Annotated in this window: 17 protein-coding genes and 1 tRNA gene; 9 read left to right on the top strand and 9 right to left on the bottom strand. The window is 71.6% G+C overall.

The window, feature by feature from the left end; genetic code table 11:
* Positions 1–59: 59 nt before the first annotated feature.
* Both EV279_RS16505 and EV279_RS16500 read left to right on the top strand, forming a co-directional pair.
* Positions 60–1,079: a YafY family protein gene (locus EV279_RS16505; protein WP_133546006.1), complete on the top strand. Its 1,020-nt coding sequence runs from the start codon at positions 60–62 to the stop codon at positions 1,077–1,079.
* Between the two features lie 105 nt (positions 1,080–1,184).
* Entirely contained in the window at positions 1,185–1,667 is a 483-nt protein-coding gene (locus EV279_RS16500) for a heme-degrading domain-containing protein (protein ID WP_133546004.1), read from the top strand.
* 4 nt (positions 1,668–1,671) lie between these two features.
* Here EV279_RS16500 and EV279_RS16495 read toward each other — a convergent pair whose 3' ends face one another.
* Entirely contained in the window at positions 1,672–2,646 is a 975-nt protein-coding gene (locus EV279_RS16495; protein ID WP_133546003.1) for an acetylxylan esterase, read from the bottom strand.
* A 212-nt stretch (positions 2,647–2,858) separates the two neighbouring features.
* On the opposite strand from EV279_RS16495, the gene EV279_RS16895 reads away from it, so the two are divergent.
* From EV279_RS16895 to EV279_RS16485, 3 genes are all read left to right on the top strand, one after another.
* Positions 2,859–2,934, top strand: a tRNA-Met gene (locus tag EV279_RS16895).
* Between the two features lie 250 nt (positions 2,935–3,184).
* Positions 3,185–4,030, top strand: coding sequence for an alpha/beta hydrolase (locus tag EV279_RS16490; protein ID WP_133546001.1), 846 nt, complete (start codon positions 3,185–3,187; stop codon positions 4,028–4,030).
* A 190-nt stretch (positions 4,031–4,220) separates the two neighbouring features.
* Entirely contained in the window at positions 4,221–4,928 is a 708-nt protein-coding gene (locus EV279_RS16485) for a hypothetical protein (RefSeq protein WP_133545999.1), read from the top strand.
* Positions 4,929–4,945: 17 nt separating this feature from the next.
* On the opposite strand, the gene EV279_RS16480 is transcribed toward EV279_RS16485, so the two are convergent.
* Positions 4,946–5,758: a hypothetical protein gene (locus EV279_RS16480; RefSeq protein ID WP_133545997.1), complete on the bottom strand. Its 813-nt coding sequence runs from the start codon at positions 5,756–5,758 to the stop codon at positions 4,946–4,948.
* A 76-nt stretch (positions 5,759–5,834) separates the two neighbouring features.
* Here EV279_RS16480 and EV279_RS16475 point away from each other — a divergent pair, with 76 nt between their 5' ends.
* Positions 5,835–6,080, top strand: coding sequence for a hypothetical protein (locus EV279_RS16475; RefSeq protein ID WP_133545995.1), 246 nt, complete (start codon positions 5,835–5,837; stop codon positions 6,078–6,080).
* Between the two features lie 229 nt (positions 6,081–6,309).
* Here EV279_RS16475 and EV279_RS16470 read toward each other — a convergent pair whose 3' ends face one another.
* A complete protein-coding gene (locus tag EV279_RS16470; protein WP_133545993.1) occupies positions 6,310–7,317 on the bottom strand; it encodes a glycerophosphodiester phosphodiesterase family protein in 1,008 nt (335 codons plus the stop codon).
* Positions 7,318–7,466: 149 nt separating this feature from the next.
* On the opposite strand from EV279_RS16470, the gene EV279_RS16465 reads away from it, so the two are divergent.
* Both EV279_RS16465 and ligD read left to right on the top strand, forming a co-directional pair.
* Complete coding sequence (locus EV279_RS16465; protein ID WP_133545991.1) at positions 7,467–8,384, top strand: Bax inhibitor-1/YccA family protein; 918 nt, start codon at positions 7,467–7,469, stop codon at positions 8,382–8,384.
* A 131-nt stretch (positions 8,385–8,515) separates the two neighbouring features.
* Positions 8,516–9,757, top strand: coding sequence for a non-homologous end-joining DNA ligase (gene ligD, locus EV279_RS16460; RefSeq protein WP_133545989.1), 1,242 nt, complete (start codon positions 8,516–8,518; stop codon positions 9,755–9,757).
* 168 nt (positions 9,758–9,925) lie between these two features.
* Here ligD and EV279_RS16455 read toward each other — a convergent pair whose 3' ends face one another.
* On the bottom strand, positions 9,926–11,296 hold the full coding sequence (locus tag EV279_RS16455; RefSeq protein WP_166644551.1) for a glycosyltransferase: 1,371 nt from the start codon (positions 11,294–11,296) through the stop codon (positions 9,926–9,928).
* Positions 11,297–11,514: 218 nt separating this feature from the next.
* Here EV279_RS16455 and EV279_RS16450 point away from each other — a divergent pair, with 218 nt between their 5' ends.
* On the top strand, positions 11,515–11,850 hold the full coding sequence (locus tag EV279_RS16450; protein ID WP_133545985.1) for a helix-turn-helix transcriptional regulator: 336 nt from the start codon (positions 11,515–11,517) through the stop codon (positions 11,848–11,850).
* Positions 11,851–12,001: 151 nt separating this feature from the next.
* Here the strand turns inward: EV279_RS16450 and EV279_RS16445 are convergent, their stop codons facing one another.
* From EV279_RS16445 to EV279_RS16425, 5 genes are all read right to left on the bottom strand, one after another.
* A complete protein-coding gene (locus EV279_RS16445; RefSeq protein WP_133545983.1) occupies positions 12,002–12,604 on the bottom strand; it encodes an ATP-dependent Clp protease proteolytic subunit in 603 nt (200 codons plus the stop codon).
* Positions 12,601–13,221, bottom strand: coding sequence for an ATP-dependent Clp protease proteolytic subunit (locus EV279_RS16440; RefSeq protein WP_133545981.1), 621 nt, complete (start codon positions 13,219–13,221; stop codon positions 12,601–12,603). Before EV279_RS16440 ends, EV279_RS16445 begins: the two co-directional genes overlap by 4 nt.
* A 258-nt stretch (positions 13,222–13,479) precedes the next feature.
* The gene (guaA, locus tag EV279_RS16435) at positions 13,480–15,063 is read right to left on the bottom strand and encodes a glutamine-hydrolyzing GMP synthase (RefSeq protein WP_133545980.1); all 1,584 of its coding nucleotides are present in this window, start codon (positions 15,061–15,063) and stop codon (positions 13,480–13,482) included.
* 13 nt (positions 15,064–15,076) lie between these two features.
* Positions 15,077–15,586 (bottom strand): DUF3817 domain-containing protein, encoded by a 510-nt coding sequence (locus EV279_RS16430; RefSeq protein ID WP_133545978.1) that lies wholly within the window; start codon positions 15,584–15,586, stop codon positions 15,077–15,079.
* A gap of 10 nt (positions 15,587–15,596) precedes the next feature.
* A complete protein-coding gene (locus EV279_RS16425; RefSeq protein ID WP_243728664.1) occupies positions 15,597–16,793 on the bottom strand; it encodes an ROK family protein in 1,197 nt (398 codons plus the stop codon).
* Positions 16,794–16,914: the final 121 nt, after the last annotated feature.

Raw genomic sequence — 16,914 nt, 5'->3', positions numbered from 1 at the left:
CTTGAAGGTAGACGCGAATGCGGACAGATTAGGTCCGCAAAGCATGCCAATCTGGAGGCATGTCCGATACGACCACCCGGGCCCTATCGCTCCTCAACCTGCTGCAGACGCACCGGCACTGGCCGGGCTCCGAGCTCGCCGAGCGCCTCGGCGTGACCGAACGCACGGTCCGCCGCGACGTCGAGCGCCTGCGCGACCTGGGCTACCGCATCGAGTCGACGCCCGGGTCTGCCGGCGGGTACCGCCTCGAGGCGGGCAGTGCCGTGCCGCCCCTGCTGCTCACGGACGAGGAAGCCGTGGCGATGGCGATCGGGCTGCGGGTCGCGGCATCCCAGCGCCTCATCGACGGCCCCGAGACGACGCTGACGGCGCTCGCGAAGCTCGAGCAGGTGCTCCCGGCGCCCCTGCGCCGCAGAGTGAATGCCCTGGCGGATGCCGTGCAGCCGACGGGTATCCATGCGGGCGCCGCCGTGTCGACCGATGTCCTCGGCGAGCTCGCCCTCGCCTGTCGCGATCACGAGCGCGTGCGCTTCACCTACACCGCCGCGTCGGGCGAGGTGACCCGGCGGCGGGTCGAGCCGCACGTGCTCGCGCCCGCGGACCGGCACTGGTACCTGCTCTGCTGGGACCTCGAGAAGGAGGACTGGCGCACCTTCCGAGTCGACCGCCTCGCCGAGGTCGATCACACGCGCGTGCTCTTCGAGCCGCGCCCGCTCGCCCCCGAGCAGGTCGAGGAGTTCATCCTCGTCGCGCGCTCGTGGGTGCGCCAGCCGGTCGAGACCGACCTCGTCATGGAGCTGCCCTACGACGTCATGCGGGAGTGGTTCGGGCAATGGGGTCAGGGTGCGTCCGCCGAAGGAGACGGCCACACGCGCTGGCCGGTCGGCGGCGCCGACTTCCGCGAGACGATGTACGGCATGTCATGGGTGCCGGTCGGGGTCGAGTACACGACCGACCTCGCCGAGCCCGCCCGGGGCGAGCTGCGCGAAGTGCTGGAGCGGATGCTGCGCGCGCTGGATGCCGCTCCGCCGGAACCTCGGGCGCTGGATGCCTCGTCCCGCGCCCGCATCCGGCGCTGAGCGCCGCGGGTCGCCGGCCGGGTGCGCCGATGCGGGCGGCGGTGTCTCGGGGCGTCGGCGCCGGGACCCGGCATCCATCCGTCACCGGGCGATACGCTCGCGATCATGAGCGACGAGACGCCCGCCGAGATCCTTGCCCGCGTGGAGACGGAGGAGCGCGAGATCGTGCTGCCGCGCTTCGACCTCGACGACGCGTGGCGCCTCGGCTCGGCGATGCGGGCCGCCGCCCTCGAGCGGGGTCTGCCGATCGTGATCGGCATCTCGCTCGGCGAGGCGCGGGTCTTCCACGCGGCGCTGCCGGGATCGAGCGCCGACAACGACGGCTGGCTCGAGCGCAAGTCGCGCGTCGCCCGCCGCTTCGGCCGCTCCTCGTACGGGGTGGGCCTGTCGTTCCGGGCAGCGGGCAAGGACTTCGACACGTCGGCACGGCTCGACACCACGGAGTACGCCGCGCACGGAGGGGTGTTCCCGATCACGATCGCGGGTGTCGGCGTCGTCGGAACAGTGGGCGTCTCCGGGCTCCCGCAGGCCGACGACCACGCGTTCGTCGTCGAGCACCTGCGCGCCTTCCGGGCGCCGTCGGGCTGACCGCTCAGCCGGCTCCCGCCGCCGTCAGGGACGCGAGCCACTCCGCATGTCGCGGCCACCGCTCGGCGCCGCCGCCCTCGTGCGCGTTGAACGAGTAGACATCGACCTCGGCGCGGCCGGCGTAGTGGTTCGCGGCGGCGAACACCGTCGACGGCGGGCAGATGAGGTCTTCGAGAGCCGCGGAGAAGAGCGCCGGCGCGGAGGCCCGCTTCGCGAAGTTGACCCCGTCGAAGTACGCCAGAGTGGCGAACACTTCGTCCACGTCGGCGCGGTGGGCGCCCAGGTAGTTCGCGATCTCGCGGTAGGGGTACTCGTCGGTCAGGCGGACCGCGCGCTCGAAGTGGCAGAGGAACGGGACGTCCGCGGCGAGGGCCCACAACTCATCGGCGAGACCCGCCACGGCGAGCGCCAGCCCGCCGCCCTGGCTGCCGCCGGCGACGGCGATGCGTGCCGGGTCGACCAGGTCCAGCCCGCGCAGCGCGTCGACCGCGCGCACGGCGTCGGTGATGAGACGGCGGTAGTAGTAGGTGTCGGGCGAGCCGATGCCCCGCGTCATCATCCCCGGCGCAGCGGGCGCGGAGCCGACCGCATCCGCCGTGACCCCGAGGCTCCAGCCGCTTCCCTGCCCGCGCGTGTCCATGACGAGATGGGCGTAGCCGGCGGACGCCCACGCGAGGTGCTCGTGCGCGAGCCCCCGCCCTCCGCCGTAGCCCACGTACTGCACGATCCCGCCGCGCGGCGAACCGTCCCGCGGGGTGAGGAGCCACGCGGCGATCGGCTCGCCGCCGAAGCCGGCGAAGCGGACGTCCCGCACCTCCAGCGTCGTGAGAAGCGGCTGCGCACCGGTCGCGCTGGTCGGCCGGCCGTGCGATCGCGCCTCCCCGATGGTGCGCGCCCAGAAGTCGTCGAAGTCGGAAGGCTCGCCGACCTCCGGGCGATAGCGTCGCAGCTCGTCCAACGGCAGGTCGAAGTGGGCCATCGAGTAACCTCCGGGTGATCGTCCGACACGGGTGCGACCACGACGGGTCGTGCATCTCAGTCTGGCCGACGCGCGGACACCGCGACCCACGCGGCCACGGACACCGCTGCCGCGCGCGGCGCACGGCCTCCGGGCGTCATAGGGCGACTCACAGCGAAACCCCGGTTAACGGTCTCTCACCCTGTCGCGGTTCGGCGCTAGCGTGGGGTCATCGCGGCGATCCGGGCGGTCCCGGGCACCGGTTCATAACCGGCAGCGTTGCAGGTTCGACTCCTGCCGTCGCGTCCACGTCGTCACACGAGGACACGGGCACTGCGGCCTCCTCTCGCTCCGCTCGCTACCAACCGGTCCCCGAGCGAGAACCCGCGACCAACCGGTGCCCGAGCGAGAACCCGCGACCATCCGGTCCCCGAGCGAGGAGCGAAGCGACGAGAGGAGGGGACGACCTCGAACCCCCCGCGCGACGGGGATCACCCCCTGCGGATGGGCACCGAAAATCCCCGTCCCACAATCGGAAGGGCCGACTTAGCATGACTGCATGAAGCGCCTCCCCCCGGTCCTCGCCGCTCTCGCCCTCGCCATCACCCTCGCCGTCGCCCCCGGTTCCGCCGCCTCGGCGCAGCCGACGGGTCCCGTATCGGCCGCGCCCCTGGCCCTCCCCGTGTCGACGACGACCGTCGACGTCTCGCAGGACGGCCGCCGGTTGTCGGCCCGGCTCGTGCAGCCGACCGGGTCGGCGCCGGGCGCCTACCCGGTCGTCGTCTTCGGGCACGGCTTCACGCAGTCGCCCAGCCGGTACGCCTCGACGCTGAACGCGCTCGCCGCCCGCGGCTATGTCGTGATCGCCCCCGGCTCGCAGACGGGCCTGTTCCCCGACCACTCCGCCTTCGCCGACGACCTCTGGGCGGCCGCCGTGTGGGCGCACCGCACGCAGCCGAACGCGCACCCCTCCTTCGACGCCGTCGTGGGCCACTCGATGGGCGGCGGAGCGGCGGTGCTGGCCGCGTCGAGGCATCCCGAGCTGGAAACGCTCGCGACCCTCGCCGCTGCCGAGACGCGCCCGTCGGCCGTCGCTGCCGCCCGGACGGTCGCTGCCCCCGGGCTCTTTGTCGTCGGCTCGGCCGACACCGTCGTGCGCCCCGCCTCGACCCGCGCCATCTTCGACGCGAAGCCGTCGCCCGCCACGTGGGTGTCGATCACGGGCGGGTACCACTGCGGGTTCCTCGATTCGTCGTCCTTCCTCGGCCTCGGCTGCGACCGCGGCTCGATCTCCCGCTCGACCCAGCTGAGCATCTCGAACGCCCTGCTCGGCAACTGGCTCGACGCACGATTCCGCGGCGGCGCGTTCGCGTGGCCGTCGAGCACCGTCGGCGAGCAGAAGTAGCCGGGAGGGACCTCGCACGCCCGGCCGCGCCCTCCACGCGCGGCGCGACTGCCCCCACCCACCGGGGCCTCCCGACCGATCCCGCGTCGGAACATCGCGCTACGTTCGATGTGCCGGCGCAGGGTAACGCGAGAAGGCCCCCGCGAGAAGTCCCCCACGCATGCAGGCCGCCAGCCCGCATGATGGCCGGATGCTGACTCGCATCGCCCAGTTCGCGGGATGGATGCTGCGCGCGGCCTTCGCTGCGATCCTCCTCCTGCGTCGCCCGCGGCCCATCCATTCGCGAGGCCGGGTGCTCGAGGGCTGGATCACGTGGCTTCCGAACGCGGCGCCATCGGGGATCGCGTGGATCGACACCGTGCCCCCCGCACCGCAGCCGGTCGTCGCGCGGCTCTCCCGCTCGGTCGGGCTGCCGGACGGCTTCCCCGACATCCTCGGACTCGCACTCCGCTTCGACGCCGACGGGCGGCCGGCCGACCTCGAGCTGTCTTCGTCGAGCCTCGGCATCCCCTCCCGCTTCCTGCTGCTGCCGCAGCGCTCACCCGCGCGGGCACGACTCGGGACGCTGCTGCCGTACCGCGGCACGCAGGGACCGGTGCTCGTCTGCGCGCGCACGCTCGCACCCGGCGCCTTGCCCGCCGGCGGGCCGGCGCTCGACGAGGAGCTCGAGACGAGCGGATGGCGGCTGCGGCTGCACCACGCGACGACGACGGGCAAATGGCATCCGTTCGCCGATGTCGAGCTCCGGCTCGCACCCGACCAGGACGACACCGAATTGCGCTTTGACGCGGCACGGCATCCGCTCCCCGGATCCGAGCAGTACGCCTGGATCCGCGCGCTGCGCGACCCGTCGTACGGCCTGGTGCAGCGCGACGCAGGCGCTCGAACGGCCGCGTAGGCCCGACTCGGCGGCGGTCATCCGGCGTCGGTGAACACTCCGACGCGATCGCCGTCGAGGACGAACTGCAGCGCGCTTCCCTCGGGGAAGCGGTCGCGGATCTCGGCCGGAAGATCCCGGCCCACGCCGATCTCGATCGTCGCCGGGAAGGTGCCGGCGGTGCAGTCGTTGAAGATCGGTCCGTTGAACGACTGGGAGTCGACGTCGATCGCGTCCGTGCGCATGACGAAGAGGCATCGGCCCTCGGGCGCACCGGGTCCGCCCATCCACGAGCCCGTCGTCGAGATCGCCGTCAGGCCGTGGAAGTCCTCGTAGCCGACCTGCCCGACTTCACCCTGTCCGAAGATCGGCGGCGGCTGGAAGCCCGGATCCACGTGAAGCACGGCGATCTGACGCCCCTCGCCGGTGCGCTCGATCGGCGTCAGTACCGCGACGGTCGTGGTGAGCGTCCAGACGCCGGCGAGCACCGCGACGACGAGAAGAGAGGCGGCCCAGAGGGACGGGACCCAGAAGCGGAAGCGGCGGGGAGCCTCGGCGGGCTCGTCCGACGCGTCTCCGGGGTCGGTCGGGTCTTCGGGGTCGGCCCGGTCTTCGGGGCCGGCCGGGTCTTCGGGGTCGGCCGGGTCTTCGGTGCCGATCGCCGCGGCCGGCCGAGCCTGCACCGGGTCGCTCGGCCTGGCGGGCCGGACCGCGTCGTCCTCCCCGGGGCGATTCCGCTCCTCGAGCTCTTCGAGCCGCCGCATCGCCGCGGGATCGTCGTGGATGTCGGCACCGGGCCCATAAGCCCGCGCCCGGAGTCTCCGCAGCTCTGCGGTGGCATCGGCATCCATCTCCAGCATCGTCGCACAGGCGCTCAGCGCCCCGGCCGGGCTGTGGAGCACTAGCCTTGCCCGCGGAGGCGAGACCATGGCGGATTCCCGCAGAAGGCCGATCGACATCGGGCGCATCGCGCTGCGTCCCCTCGACGACGCCGACCTCTGGCAGGCCGACGGCGCTGCGCACTGGTCGGACTGGGTCGTGCTCGCGCAGCGCATCCTCGCGGCCGACGCGCTGCGCCAGGACCTCGAGGGACGAGGGGATGCCTGGGACCAGGGTTACGCGGCGGGGATCGCCGACGCGGGCGGGGGCGACAGGGCGAATCCCTTCCGCTGAGCAGTGCTCATTGCACGCCGAGCCCGCGACCGAGGCGAACGCCAGGCGGACGTAGTTCCTTCGAGGGTTAGGCGCGTTTCGTCTCGCTTCGCTCGCTCAACGACCGGCGGGTGGCGCGCCTCTCCCGCGGTCGTTGAGCGAGGGAGCGGAGCGACCGAGACGAAACGCGCCGACGTCGCGAGAAGGCGCCGCTATCACCCCTTCGACGGGCTCCAGGACCGGGCTGCACTCAGCGGAAGAACGACACGCCGAGGTCGGGATGGTCGACGAAGACACCGTCGATGCCGGCATCCCGAATGACCGCCCACTCCGACTCCCAGTCGCCGAAGGCGGCGGCGCCCCCGCGCGTCCGGAACTGCGGCACGAGGAACGCATTCTCCGGGCGGCATGTCCACGCGAAGACCTGCAGCCCGCGCTCGTGCCCGTCCGCTACGACCCGCGACGGCCCCGTCGCCCGGCCCAGACGATCCGGCGCGAGGATCATCCGCTTGTCGAGGCTGATGCCGTCGACGACCCCTGCGAGAGCGTCGAGTCCCGCGGGGGTCGCGGTCTGCCGATACGTCGGCGCCGCCTTCCCGTGCGCTGCCACGAGGTCGAACGCGCTCCCCGACGCCTCCAGCAGGTAGACGTACGCGCCGCGGATGCCTCGTTCCTTCACCCGCGCGAGCACCGTCGACTCGAACGACTCGATGACGAGCGGCAGCTCGCCGCCCGCCCAGCGCGAGGCCCGGAGCTCGGCGTCGACGAGGGACGCGACATCCCATCCGAGTCCCTCGAAATACGTGGCGTGCTTGATCTCGAGGACGACGCCGATCTCGCGTCCCTGTTCGAGCGAGGCTCCGCGCACGAGCTCGAGCACGTCGTGCAGGCGAAGCACGCTCTGCTGGTCGTCGAACGATGCGCTGCTCTCGCGGATCTTGGGCAGCCGCTCCCGGCACCGCAGCGTCGCGAGCTCCTCCCACGCGAAGTCCTCGGTGAACCAGCCGGTCAGCTCGGCGCCGTCGACGACCTTCGTCGTGCGCCGGTCGGCGAACTCGGGACGAGTCGAGACATCCGTCGTCGAACCGATCTCGTTCTCGTGCCGGACCACGAGCACGCCATCCCGCGAGACCACGATGTCGGGTTCGACGGCGTCGACGCCCATCGCGAGCGCGAGGTCGTACGAGGAGCGGGAGTGCTCGGGCCGGTACCCCGGAGCTCCGCGATGCCCGATCACGAGCGGGCGAATGCGCGGCATGGATCCAGGCTATCCGCGGCCCGCGGGGCGACGATCGCCCCGCGGGCTCAAAGACCCTTCACAGCACCGGCCCCCGGCGGAATACCACCCATCGGATATCGTTGATCAACAGCACCGTGCTGCTAACGACCAATGGAGTGTGATCGAGCATGGCCTCGGCAAACCCCGCATTCAACAACCCCGCCTTCCAGGACCCGCGCGCAGTGAAGACCTACCCGGGTGGTCCGCAGGCGGCGAACCTCGGCGGACCGACCCAGTACGCCTCGACGGCGCACGCCGGAATGGATGCTGCCGCCAACGCCCGCCTCGAGGGCGCCTACGCCGCTCCCCCGGCCGGTTCGGTCGAGACGGGGCGCATGACGGTCGAGGACACCGTCATGAAGACGCTCGGCCTCTTCGTCGTGCTGCTCGTCGGCGCGGTCGCGGGCTGGGTCTGGACGATGGCTCCGGTGTCGGTTGAGAACCCGAACCCGACGATCATGCCGTGGATCATCGGCGCCCTCGGTGGCTTCGTCATGGCGATGGTCGTCATCTTCACGTCACGTAAGAAGGTCCGTCCCGCTCTGATCTTCGCCTACGCCGCCTTCGAAGGGCTCTTCGTCGGTGGCATCTCGGCCTACTTCGAGTTCCTTTGGCCGGGGATCGTCATCCAGGCGACGCTCGCGACCCTCGCCGTCGTCGGTGTGACACTCGCCCTCTTCGCCAGCGGCAAGGTCCGCGCGTCCAAGCGCGCGACCAAGATCTGGATGATCGCGATGGTCGGCTACCTGGTGTTCGCCCTCCTCAACGTCGGTCTGATGCTCTTCGGCGTCCTCCCCGCCGATCAGATGTTCGGCCTGTACAGCGCCACGGTCTTCGGCATCCCGCTCGGCCTCATCATCGGCGTGCTGGTCGTCATCATGGCCGCGTACTCGCTCGTCATCGACTTCGACTCGATCCAGCAGGGCGTCCGCAACGGCGCTCCCCGTCAGTACGGCTGGCTCGGCGGCTTCGGCATCATGGTGACGGTCGTGTGGCTGTACGTCGAGATCCTCCGCATCCTTGCGATCCTGCGCGGCAGCAACTAGCCGTCACCTCTCGCGCGAAGGGCCGTCCCGTTCGGGGCGGCCCTTTGCGTCGCTCGCGCGCGGGGACGCCGAAGCCGCGGCTTCTCGCAAGCCCTGGCCGCGGCATCCGTCATCGCCCTAGCGTGGGCCACATGAGCCCTTCGAAGTCCGAGACGTTCGTCGAGGCGGCCGGGCGCGACGTGCGCGTCTCGAGCCCCGACAAGGTCGTGTTCCCCGAGCCCGGGATCACCAAGCTCGAGCTCGTGCAGTACTACGTCGCCGTCGCGGAGGGCGCGCTGCGTGGCGCCGGCGGACGCCCCATGGTGCTCAAGCGGTTCCCGAAGGGCATCGACACCGAGCCGTTCTTCCAGAAGCGCGTGCCCGAGAACCACCCCGACTACGTCGAGACGGCGACGCTGCACTACGCCTCAGGCCGTTCTGCGGAGGAGGCCGTGATCCGCGACACGGCGGGCCTCGTCTGGGTCGTGAACCTCGGATGCCTCGACCTCAACCCGCACCCCGTGCGGGCGGAGGACCTCGACCATCCCGACGAGCTGCGCATCGACCTCGACCCCATGCCGGGGGTCGACTGGTCGCAGATCGTGGATGTCGCGATGGTGGCGCGCGAAGTGCTCGACGACTACGGGCTCGTCGGGTGGCCGAAGACGAGTGGCTCGCGCGGACTGCACATCCTGGCGCGCATCGCGCCGCAGTGGGACTTCCGCGATGTGCGGCTCGCGGCCGAGACCGTCGCACGCGAGGTCGAGAACCGCGCACCGGGGCTCGCCACGGCGCGCTGGTGGAAGGAGGAGCGCGGCGAGAGCGTGTTCGTCGACTTCAACCAGAACGCGAAGGACCGGACGGTGGCATCCGCGTATTCCGTGCGGCCCCTGGCGGATGCGCGGGTCTCGACGCCTCTCGACTGGGCCGAGCTGCACGACCGGCGGCCCGAGGAGTTCACCGTCCGCACCGTGCCGGCTCGGTTCGCGGATCGCGGGGATCCGCACGCGGGCATCGACGACGCCGTCGGGACGCTCGACGGGCTGCTGCAGCTCGCGAAGGACCTCGGACCGGCCGAGAAGCCGCCGCGCGGCGGCGACGGCTCGGGCCGGCGGGTCTCGACGATGCCCCTGATCGAGGTCGCCCGCACCAAGACCAAGCCCGAGGCGCTCGAGGCGCTCGAGCAGTGGAAGGCGCGGCATCCAGAGGTCGCGGCGGAGCTGCACCCCGCCGACGTCATGATCGACGGCATGCGGGGATCGAGTTCGCTGTGGTACCGCGTCCGGATCAACCTGCAGCACGTGCCCGAGGCCGGGCGCCCTGCGCAGGAGGAGCTGATCGCCGACTACGACCCTTGGGCCGGCAAGGTCTGGCCCGGCGCTCCCGGTCGTTGAGCGGAGGTCGCGCAGCGACCGCAGACGAAACGGGCCGCGCCGTCGATTCCGGTCGTTGAGCGGAGGTCGCGCAGCGACCGCGGACGAAACGGGCCGGGCGTCCGATCGGAGGTCAGGCGCGTTTCGTCTCGCTTCGCTCGCTCAACGACCGGGGGCGCGATCGAACCGTCACCGTCCGGCCCGCTGCGCCGGCTCCTCGATGGCCGCGCGGACGGCTTCGCCCATCGCGCGCATCGAGGCCGCGGCATCCATCTCGGCAGCGGCTGCGCGGCCTTCATGCGAGAGCCTCTCGCGCAGTGCGCGGTCGCCGATCACCTCGGCGAGCGTCGAGGCGAGCGCGTCGACATCGCCGTCGCCGACGAGCCGGCCGCCCCCGAGGGCGAGGGTGTCGCGCGGACCGTACGGCATGTCGTAGCTCACGACCGGCACTCCCACGCCGAGAGCCTCGAGCACGACGAGCGGCTGGCCCTCGTTGGTGCTGGCGAGCACGAACACGTCGGCCTCGGCCCACGCGCGGGATGTGTCCGGTGCGTGGCCCTGGAACACCACCGCGTCGGCGACCCCGAGGTCGGCGGCGAGCTGCTCCAGCTCGGCGCGCTGCGCGCCGTCGCCGTACACATGGAGGTGCGCTTCGCGCCGTGTCGCCCGCAGTGCGGCGAGCGCGCGGATCGCGTGGTCGACGCGCTTGCGCGGAATGAGCGAGTTGAGCATGACGATGCGGCCGATCACGGGTGTCGCGCCGACATCCTCGGGTTGCGGCGCGGGATGCGGAACGACGAACGAACGGATGACGCGTCCCACCCGCCGCTCGACATCTCGCTGCTGGCTCGGGGTGAGCCACAGGACGGCGTCGAAGCGGTCGGCTACGGTGAACCAGCGCTCCCACGCGGCATCCATCGGCGAGTCCCAAGCGAACGGGGCGAGGACGTGGCAGGCATGGGTGGTGTGGACGATGCGCACGCGCGGGTCGAGCACGGGCTCGCCCGGCGCGACGAGCGCCTCGCCGACCTGGCGGGCTTCGCACACGAGGACGACGGGCTTGTCCGCGCGGGCGGCGAGGGCGTTGATCCACGCGCGATAGAGACCGGCGTAGCCGGGGAGCCACCCGGTCGGCTCGCCGTCCGTCCAGATGCGAACCGGAGCCTCGGTCAGGTGCCACGCGGGGTCGCCGCTGACGACGGGGAGTTCCAGGACGGTCGCCCCCGAGGCATCCGTGATCGGTCGATACGGCCACTCTGCCTCGGGGATCGGTGCGGAGACGGCCGCCGCGCGCAGCCAGGCGGGGTCGGCGCGGGCGTCGTCGAAGAGGTTGCGGAGGGCGTCCGGCTCGGACAGGAGTCCCCGGCGCACCCACTCGATGCGGTCGGAGTCGTGATCTTCGGATTCGCCCGGGTCGATCGTGAGGAGCAGGGGGCCGGCTCCCGCCTCGGCCATGTCGAGGGCACGCCGCAGGACTGAGATCGTGAAGCCGCCGTCGCGGTCTGGAAGCAGCCGGCTCGCGAGCACGAGGTAGTGCGCGTCGGGCAGGAGGTCGGTCATCCGTCCATCCTCCCCCACCCGTGCGGCCGCCGATGCGCGCCGCCACTCGGACATTCGGCGCGTTTCGTCTCGGTCGCTCCGCTCCCTCGCTCAACGACCGAAAGCGCCGACCCTCCCCGGTCGTGGAGCGAGCCCAGCGAGACGAAGCGCGCCCGGCGGCCGTTCTGCTCTGAGCGGAAGGGCTCGGTGGCCGACGCGTCCCGATCTATCGTGAGCGCATGGCCGAGATCATCGAACTGCCGACGGGAAAGCCGGCTCCGCGCGAGCCCGAGCCGCTGTGGCGCGACGCGCTCGGCGATCTGCTGCGACGCCTCCGGCACGAGCGCGGCGAGCGCCTCGCCGACACGGCGGACCGGGCAGGCGTCTCGCCGCAGTACCTCTCCGAGATCGAGCGCGGCCTGAAGGAGCCCTCGAGCGAGATGATCGCCGCTGTCGCCGGCGCCCTCGACGTCACGCTCATCGAGCTGACCGCGGCCGTCGCGGATGACCTGCGCAGCCGCGCGGCCGAGCGCGCTGTCGTCAGCGTCCGCGCCGCGTTCGCCCTCGCGGCCTGATTCACGCGGCGCGGCTCGGGCGTGCCCGCCGTGCGAGCCTCCCAACTCAGGAAGAACAGCGCGCAGGTTGAGCAGGATCAGGGGAATTCCGCGGCCGCGCCCGCGCACGGAGCCGATTCTTCCTCAGTTGTGCAGATCGCCGGCTCGTGAGTCAGGGTCGACCGGCGCCCACCCGCTCCAGCACGCGGTCGGCGAGCCCGTACGCGACCGCGTCGGCCGCGGTGAAGACGCGGTCGCGGTCGGTGTCGGCGCGGAGCTGCGCGGCATCCTTTCCGGTATGCGCGGCCAGGATCTGCTCGACGTCGCCGCGCACCCGGACGAGCTCGTCGGCCTGAAGGATGAGGTCGGGGATCGCGCCGCGGCCCTGGCCGGCCGGCTGGTGGAGCACGACCCGGGCGTGCGGGAGCACCGCGCGCTTGCCCGGCGCACCTGCGGCGAGCATCACCGCCCCCACCCCGATCGCCTGCCCGACGACCGTCGTGGCGACGTCCGGCCTCACGTGCTGCATCGTGTCGTAGACCGCGAGCATCGCGGCCGGGTCGCCGCCCTCGCAGTTGATGTAGAGCTGGATGTCGCGCTCCGGGCTGTCGGCGTCGAGGTGCAGCAGCTGCGCGATGAGGGCGTTCGCGACACCCGCGTCGATGCCGGTGCCGAGGTAGACGACGCGCTCGGCGAGCAGGTGCGAGTAGACGTCCATGACGCGGTCGCCACGCGGATGCTGCGCCACGACGTTGGGGATCGCGTACGAGGTCATGCCGCCGCCCCGACGCTGAGGCCGGCGGGGCGCCGGCGGCGAGGAACGACCTGCGCGAAGTCCGTCACGATGCCGTCGATGAAGCCGTAATCGAGCGCCTCCGGCGCCGTGTACCAGCGGTCGTGGAGCGAGTCCTCGAAGATCCGCTCGATCGGCTGGCCGGTGTCGCCGGCGATGAGCCCGAGGACGGTGTCACGCATGTGCCGCAGGTCGCCGGCCTGCACCTCGACCTCGACCGTCGAGCCGCCGATGCCGGCCGAGCCCTGATGCATGAGGATCCGCGCGTGCGGCAGGGCGCGGCGCTTGCCGGGCGTGCCGGCGCTCAGGAGGAACTGACCCGCGCTGCAGGCCAACCCGAGCGCGAGGGTGGCGACGTCGTTCGGAATGAGCCGCATGACGTCGCGGATCGCGAGCATCGACGGCACCGAGCCGCCGGGCGAGTGGATCCAGAGCGCGATGTCGGATGCCTCGTCCTCGGCGGCCAGCGCGAGAAGCTGCGTCGCGATGAGGGTGCCGTTGTCGTCGTCGAGCGGGCCGTCGAGCACGAGCACGCGCTGATGGAACAGCTCGCGTCGCGCCTCGGCCCCGAACCGGGGGAGGGTGCCTTCTTCAGCCATGCGTCCAGCCTGCGCCGCGCCCGGCCACGGCGGGGCGGGTTCTGCTGGGGGCGGTTCTGCCCCGGGCAGATCCACCCCGGCGGATCCCGCGCGGCTCACGCTCGAGCGTGGGAACGCTCAACCCGCACATCCGTGCGCGAGCCCGCACATCGATGGTGCGCGGATGTGTGGGCTCGGGCTCGGATCAGTGGTCTCGCACGCGCGAGGGGACGGAGCGGGGACCCGGTGCCACTTCACGCGGCGTCCGGCCCCTTCGGATCACTCCCACTCGATGGTCCCCGGGGGCTTGGAGGTCACGTCGAGGACGACCCGGTTGACGTCCCGCACCTCGTTCGTGATGCGATTCGAGATGCGCGAGAGCACGTCGTAGGGAAGACGCGTCCAGTCGGCCGTCATCGCGTCCTCGCTCGACACCGGGCGCAGCACGATCGGGTGGCCGTAGGTGCGGCCGTCACCCTGCACACCCACCGAGCGCACGTCGGCGAGGAGCACCACAGGGCACTGCCAGATCTCACCGTCCAGGCCCGCGCGCGTCAGCTCCTCGCGAGCGATGGCGTCGGCGTCCTGCAGAATCGCGAGGCGGTCAGCGGTGACCTCACCCACGATCCGGATGCCGAGGCCGGGGCCCGGAAACGGCTGCCTCGAGACGATGACCTCCGGCAGGCCGAGCTCGCGGCCGATCGCGCGGACCTCGTCCTTGAAGAGCGTCCGCAGCGGCTCGACGAGCTCGAACTGCAGGTCTTCCGGCAGGCCCCCGACGTTGTGGTGGGACTTGATGTTCGCGGTGCCGGTGCCACCGCCGGATTCGACGACGTCGGGGTACAGCGTCCCCTGCACGAGGAAGCGGATCGGCTGGCCGTCGGCCGCCGCCTCGGCGACCAGGTCCCGCTCGGCCGCCTCGAACGTGCGGATGAACTCGCGCCCGATGATCTTGCGCTTCTGCTCGGGGTCGCTCACGCCGGCGAGCGAGGTGAGGAACTGCTCGCGGGCATCGATCGTGACGAGCCGGACTCCGGTGGAGACGACGTAGTCGTTCTCGACCTGCTCGCGTTCGCCCTTGCGCAGGAGCCCGTGGTCGACGAACACGCAGACGAGCTGGTCGCCGACGGCCTTGTGCACGAGCGCCGCCGCGACGGCCGAGTCGACGCCGCCGGACAGGGCGCACAGCACGCGGCCGTCACCGACCTGCTCGCGGATGCGCTTGACCTGCTCGGCGATGACGTTGCCGCTGTTCCAGTCGGCGGGCAATCCGGCGGCTCGGTGCAGGAAGTTCTCGATCACCCGCTGGCCGTGGTCGGAGTGCTTGACCTCGGGATGCCACTGCACGCCGTACAGGCGCCGCTCGTCGCTCCCGAACGCCGCGACGGGCGTCGCCGTCGTCGATGCGAGCACGTCGAAGCCCTCGGGGGCACGCGATACCTGGTCGCCGTGGCTCATCCAGACGTTCTGCGCCGCGGGCTGCCCGCCCAGGAGCACGCCGCCGTCGCCCGACAGCGAGGCATCCGTCGCCCCGTACTCGCGAAGCCCCGTGTTGGCGACCTCGCCACCGAGCGCCTGCGCCATGACCTGGAAGCCGTAACAGATGCCGAGCGTCGGCACGCCGAGGTCGAACACCCCCTCGTCCAGTGAGGGCGCGCCCTCTTCGTACACCGACGACGGTCCGCCCGACAGGATGATGCCGACCGGGTTCTTGGCGGCGATGTCGGAGGCCGACGCGGTGTGCGGCACGATCTCGCTGTAGACGCCGGCCTCGCGGACGCGCCGGGCGATCAGCTGTGCGTACTGGGCGCCGAAGTCGACGACGAGGACGGGGCGCTGGGAGGTCTCGGTCTGCTCGGTCAACGGGTGCTTTCTGTCAGATGAGCGGCTGGTCGCGCTCGGTGGGAATCGCCTGCGTCAGCGTCGAGTGCTTCGCGAGAACGTGCGTCTCGCCCGCCTCGCGCTCGGCGAGGTAGCTCTTGACCTCGCGGCCCACGCGCGCTTCGAGGAAGAACGACAGGAACGGAACGACACCCCCGGCCGCGAGCAGCAGGAAGCGCGTGAAGTGCCACCGCATGAGGCTCCACACGCGGAAGCACGAGAAGAGGTAGACGACGTAGAACCAGCCGTGCGCGACGAGGATGCCGAGCGAGAGGTTGAAGCCGTCGCCGGTCGACTCGAGGCCCTCGGGACCCTCTACGACCGGCGCGAACCACAGGAGGCCCCCCGACCCACCGAGGAACAGCTCGTAGCCGAGCAGGTACTTGGCGATCATCTCGGCGCACAGGAGCAGCAGCATCGTGCCGGTGATGACCGAGCAGATCTGGTAGAACCTCAGCGCACCGCGGATCGCCGGGAAGGAGGCGAGTTTCGGGGCGGCGGGCATGGACTCCAGTTTAGCGGCCGGATGCCTCGTCCCCGCCCGGACGGAGGGCGCGGGCGTCCCCGCGAGCAGGAGCGGGAAGGCGCAGCACGACCTCGCGCGCAGCCTGGATGGCCTGGAAGATCGCGCCGGTGGAGACGACGTCGGCACCGAGGCTCGACCCGACGATCACGGGCGCGGGAAGGTCGACCCGCTCGGGCAGCTGCCGCGTCGCCACCTCGATGAGCTGCTGGGCGCCTTCCGAGATCGCGCCGGAGACGATGATGCGCGACGGATCGAAGAAGCTGTTGATCACGGCGGCGATCGTCGCGAGCATGCCGCCGATCCGCTCCACGATACGCGAGGCATCCGGATCCCCGTCGCGTGCGAGCTCGAGGACCGTCCGGCCGGTGATTTCGTCCGTGCGGAGGCGCGACAGAGGAGACTGTGCGGAGACCTTCCCGTGGCGGACGTCAGCCTTCGCGTGCTCGGCGAGGCGGTAGCCGAGGCCCCACGCTCCGCCGACGGCTTCGACGTAGTCGAACCCGGCCATCTCTCCGGTTCCACCGTGCGCACCGCGCAGCACGCGACCGTCGATGACGACGCCGGCGCCCATCCGCTCGCCCGCGAGGAGCGCGACGTAGTTCGCGTGGCCGCGACCCGCGCCCACAGCGCCCTCCGCGACCGCCGCCAGCGATGCATCGTTCATCACCTCCACCGCCGGCACGGCGGGAAACGCGTCACGCAGCCCGGGATTCATACGCGCCCAGAAACCGTCCCGGCCCGCGGGCGAGACGCCGTCGACGTCGACCGGTGCAGGCACTCCGATGCAGAGAGCGACCACCTGATCCATCGCGATGCCCGCTTCGGCCAGCACATCGTCGACCGCGCGCTGCACCGCCGCGAGCCTCGATTCCGCCCGGTCGTCCGCCGGCCGGAGAGTCGCGTGGTGGCTGGCGAGGACGCCGCCCACCAGATCGGCGACGGTGGCCGTCACGTGCGCGCGACCGGCGTCCACGCCGATCACCGCACGGAACCCGGCATCGAGCTGGAAGCGTCGAGCCGGGCGCCCCTTGCGGTACTCGCCCGCAGTGCGCGCGTTCGGGAGCTCTCGGACGAGTCCCCGGTCGATGAGCTCGTCGATGAGATCGATCGTCGTGGAGCGGGTGTAGCCCACCGCCATGGCGTCGGTCGCCGTGAAGGGCCCGGCATCCCACAGGAAGGACAGCACGGCACGAAGACTCTCGGCCCGAGTGGGCCCCGAATCGGTCAGCGCGTTCGACATCGCTCTTGATCTTTGCCTGGGATGGGTGGAAGATGAGTATAGCAGAGTTGATTCGCGCAGTTGATCT

The sequence above is a fragment of the Microbacterium sp. BK668 genome, from assembly GCF_004362195.1.
Taxonomy (GTDB): Bacteria; Actinomycetota; Actinomycetes; order Actinomycetales; family Microbacteriaceae; genus Microbacterium.
This window is presented reverse-complemented; position numbering and strand designations above follow the sequence as displayed.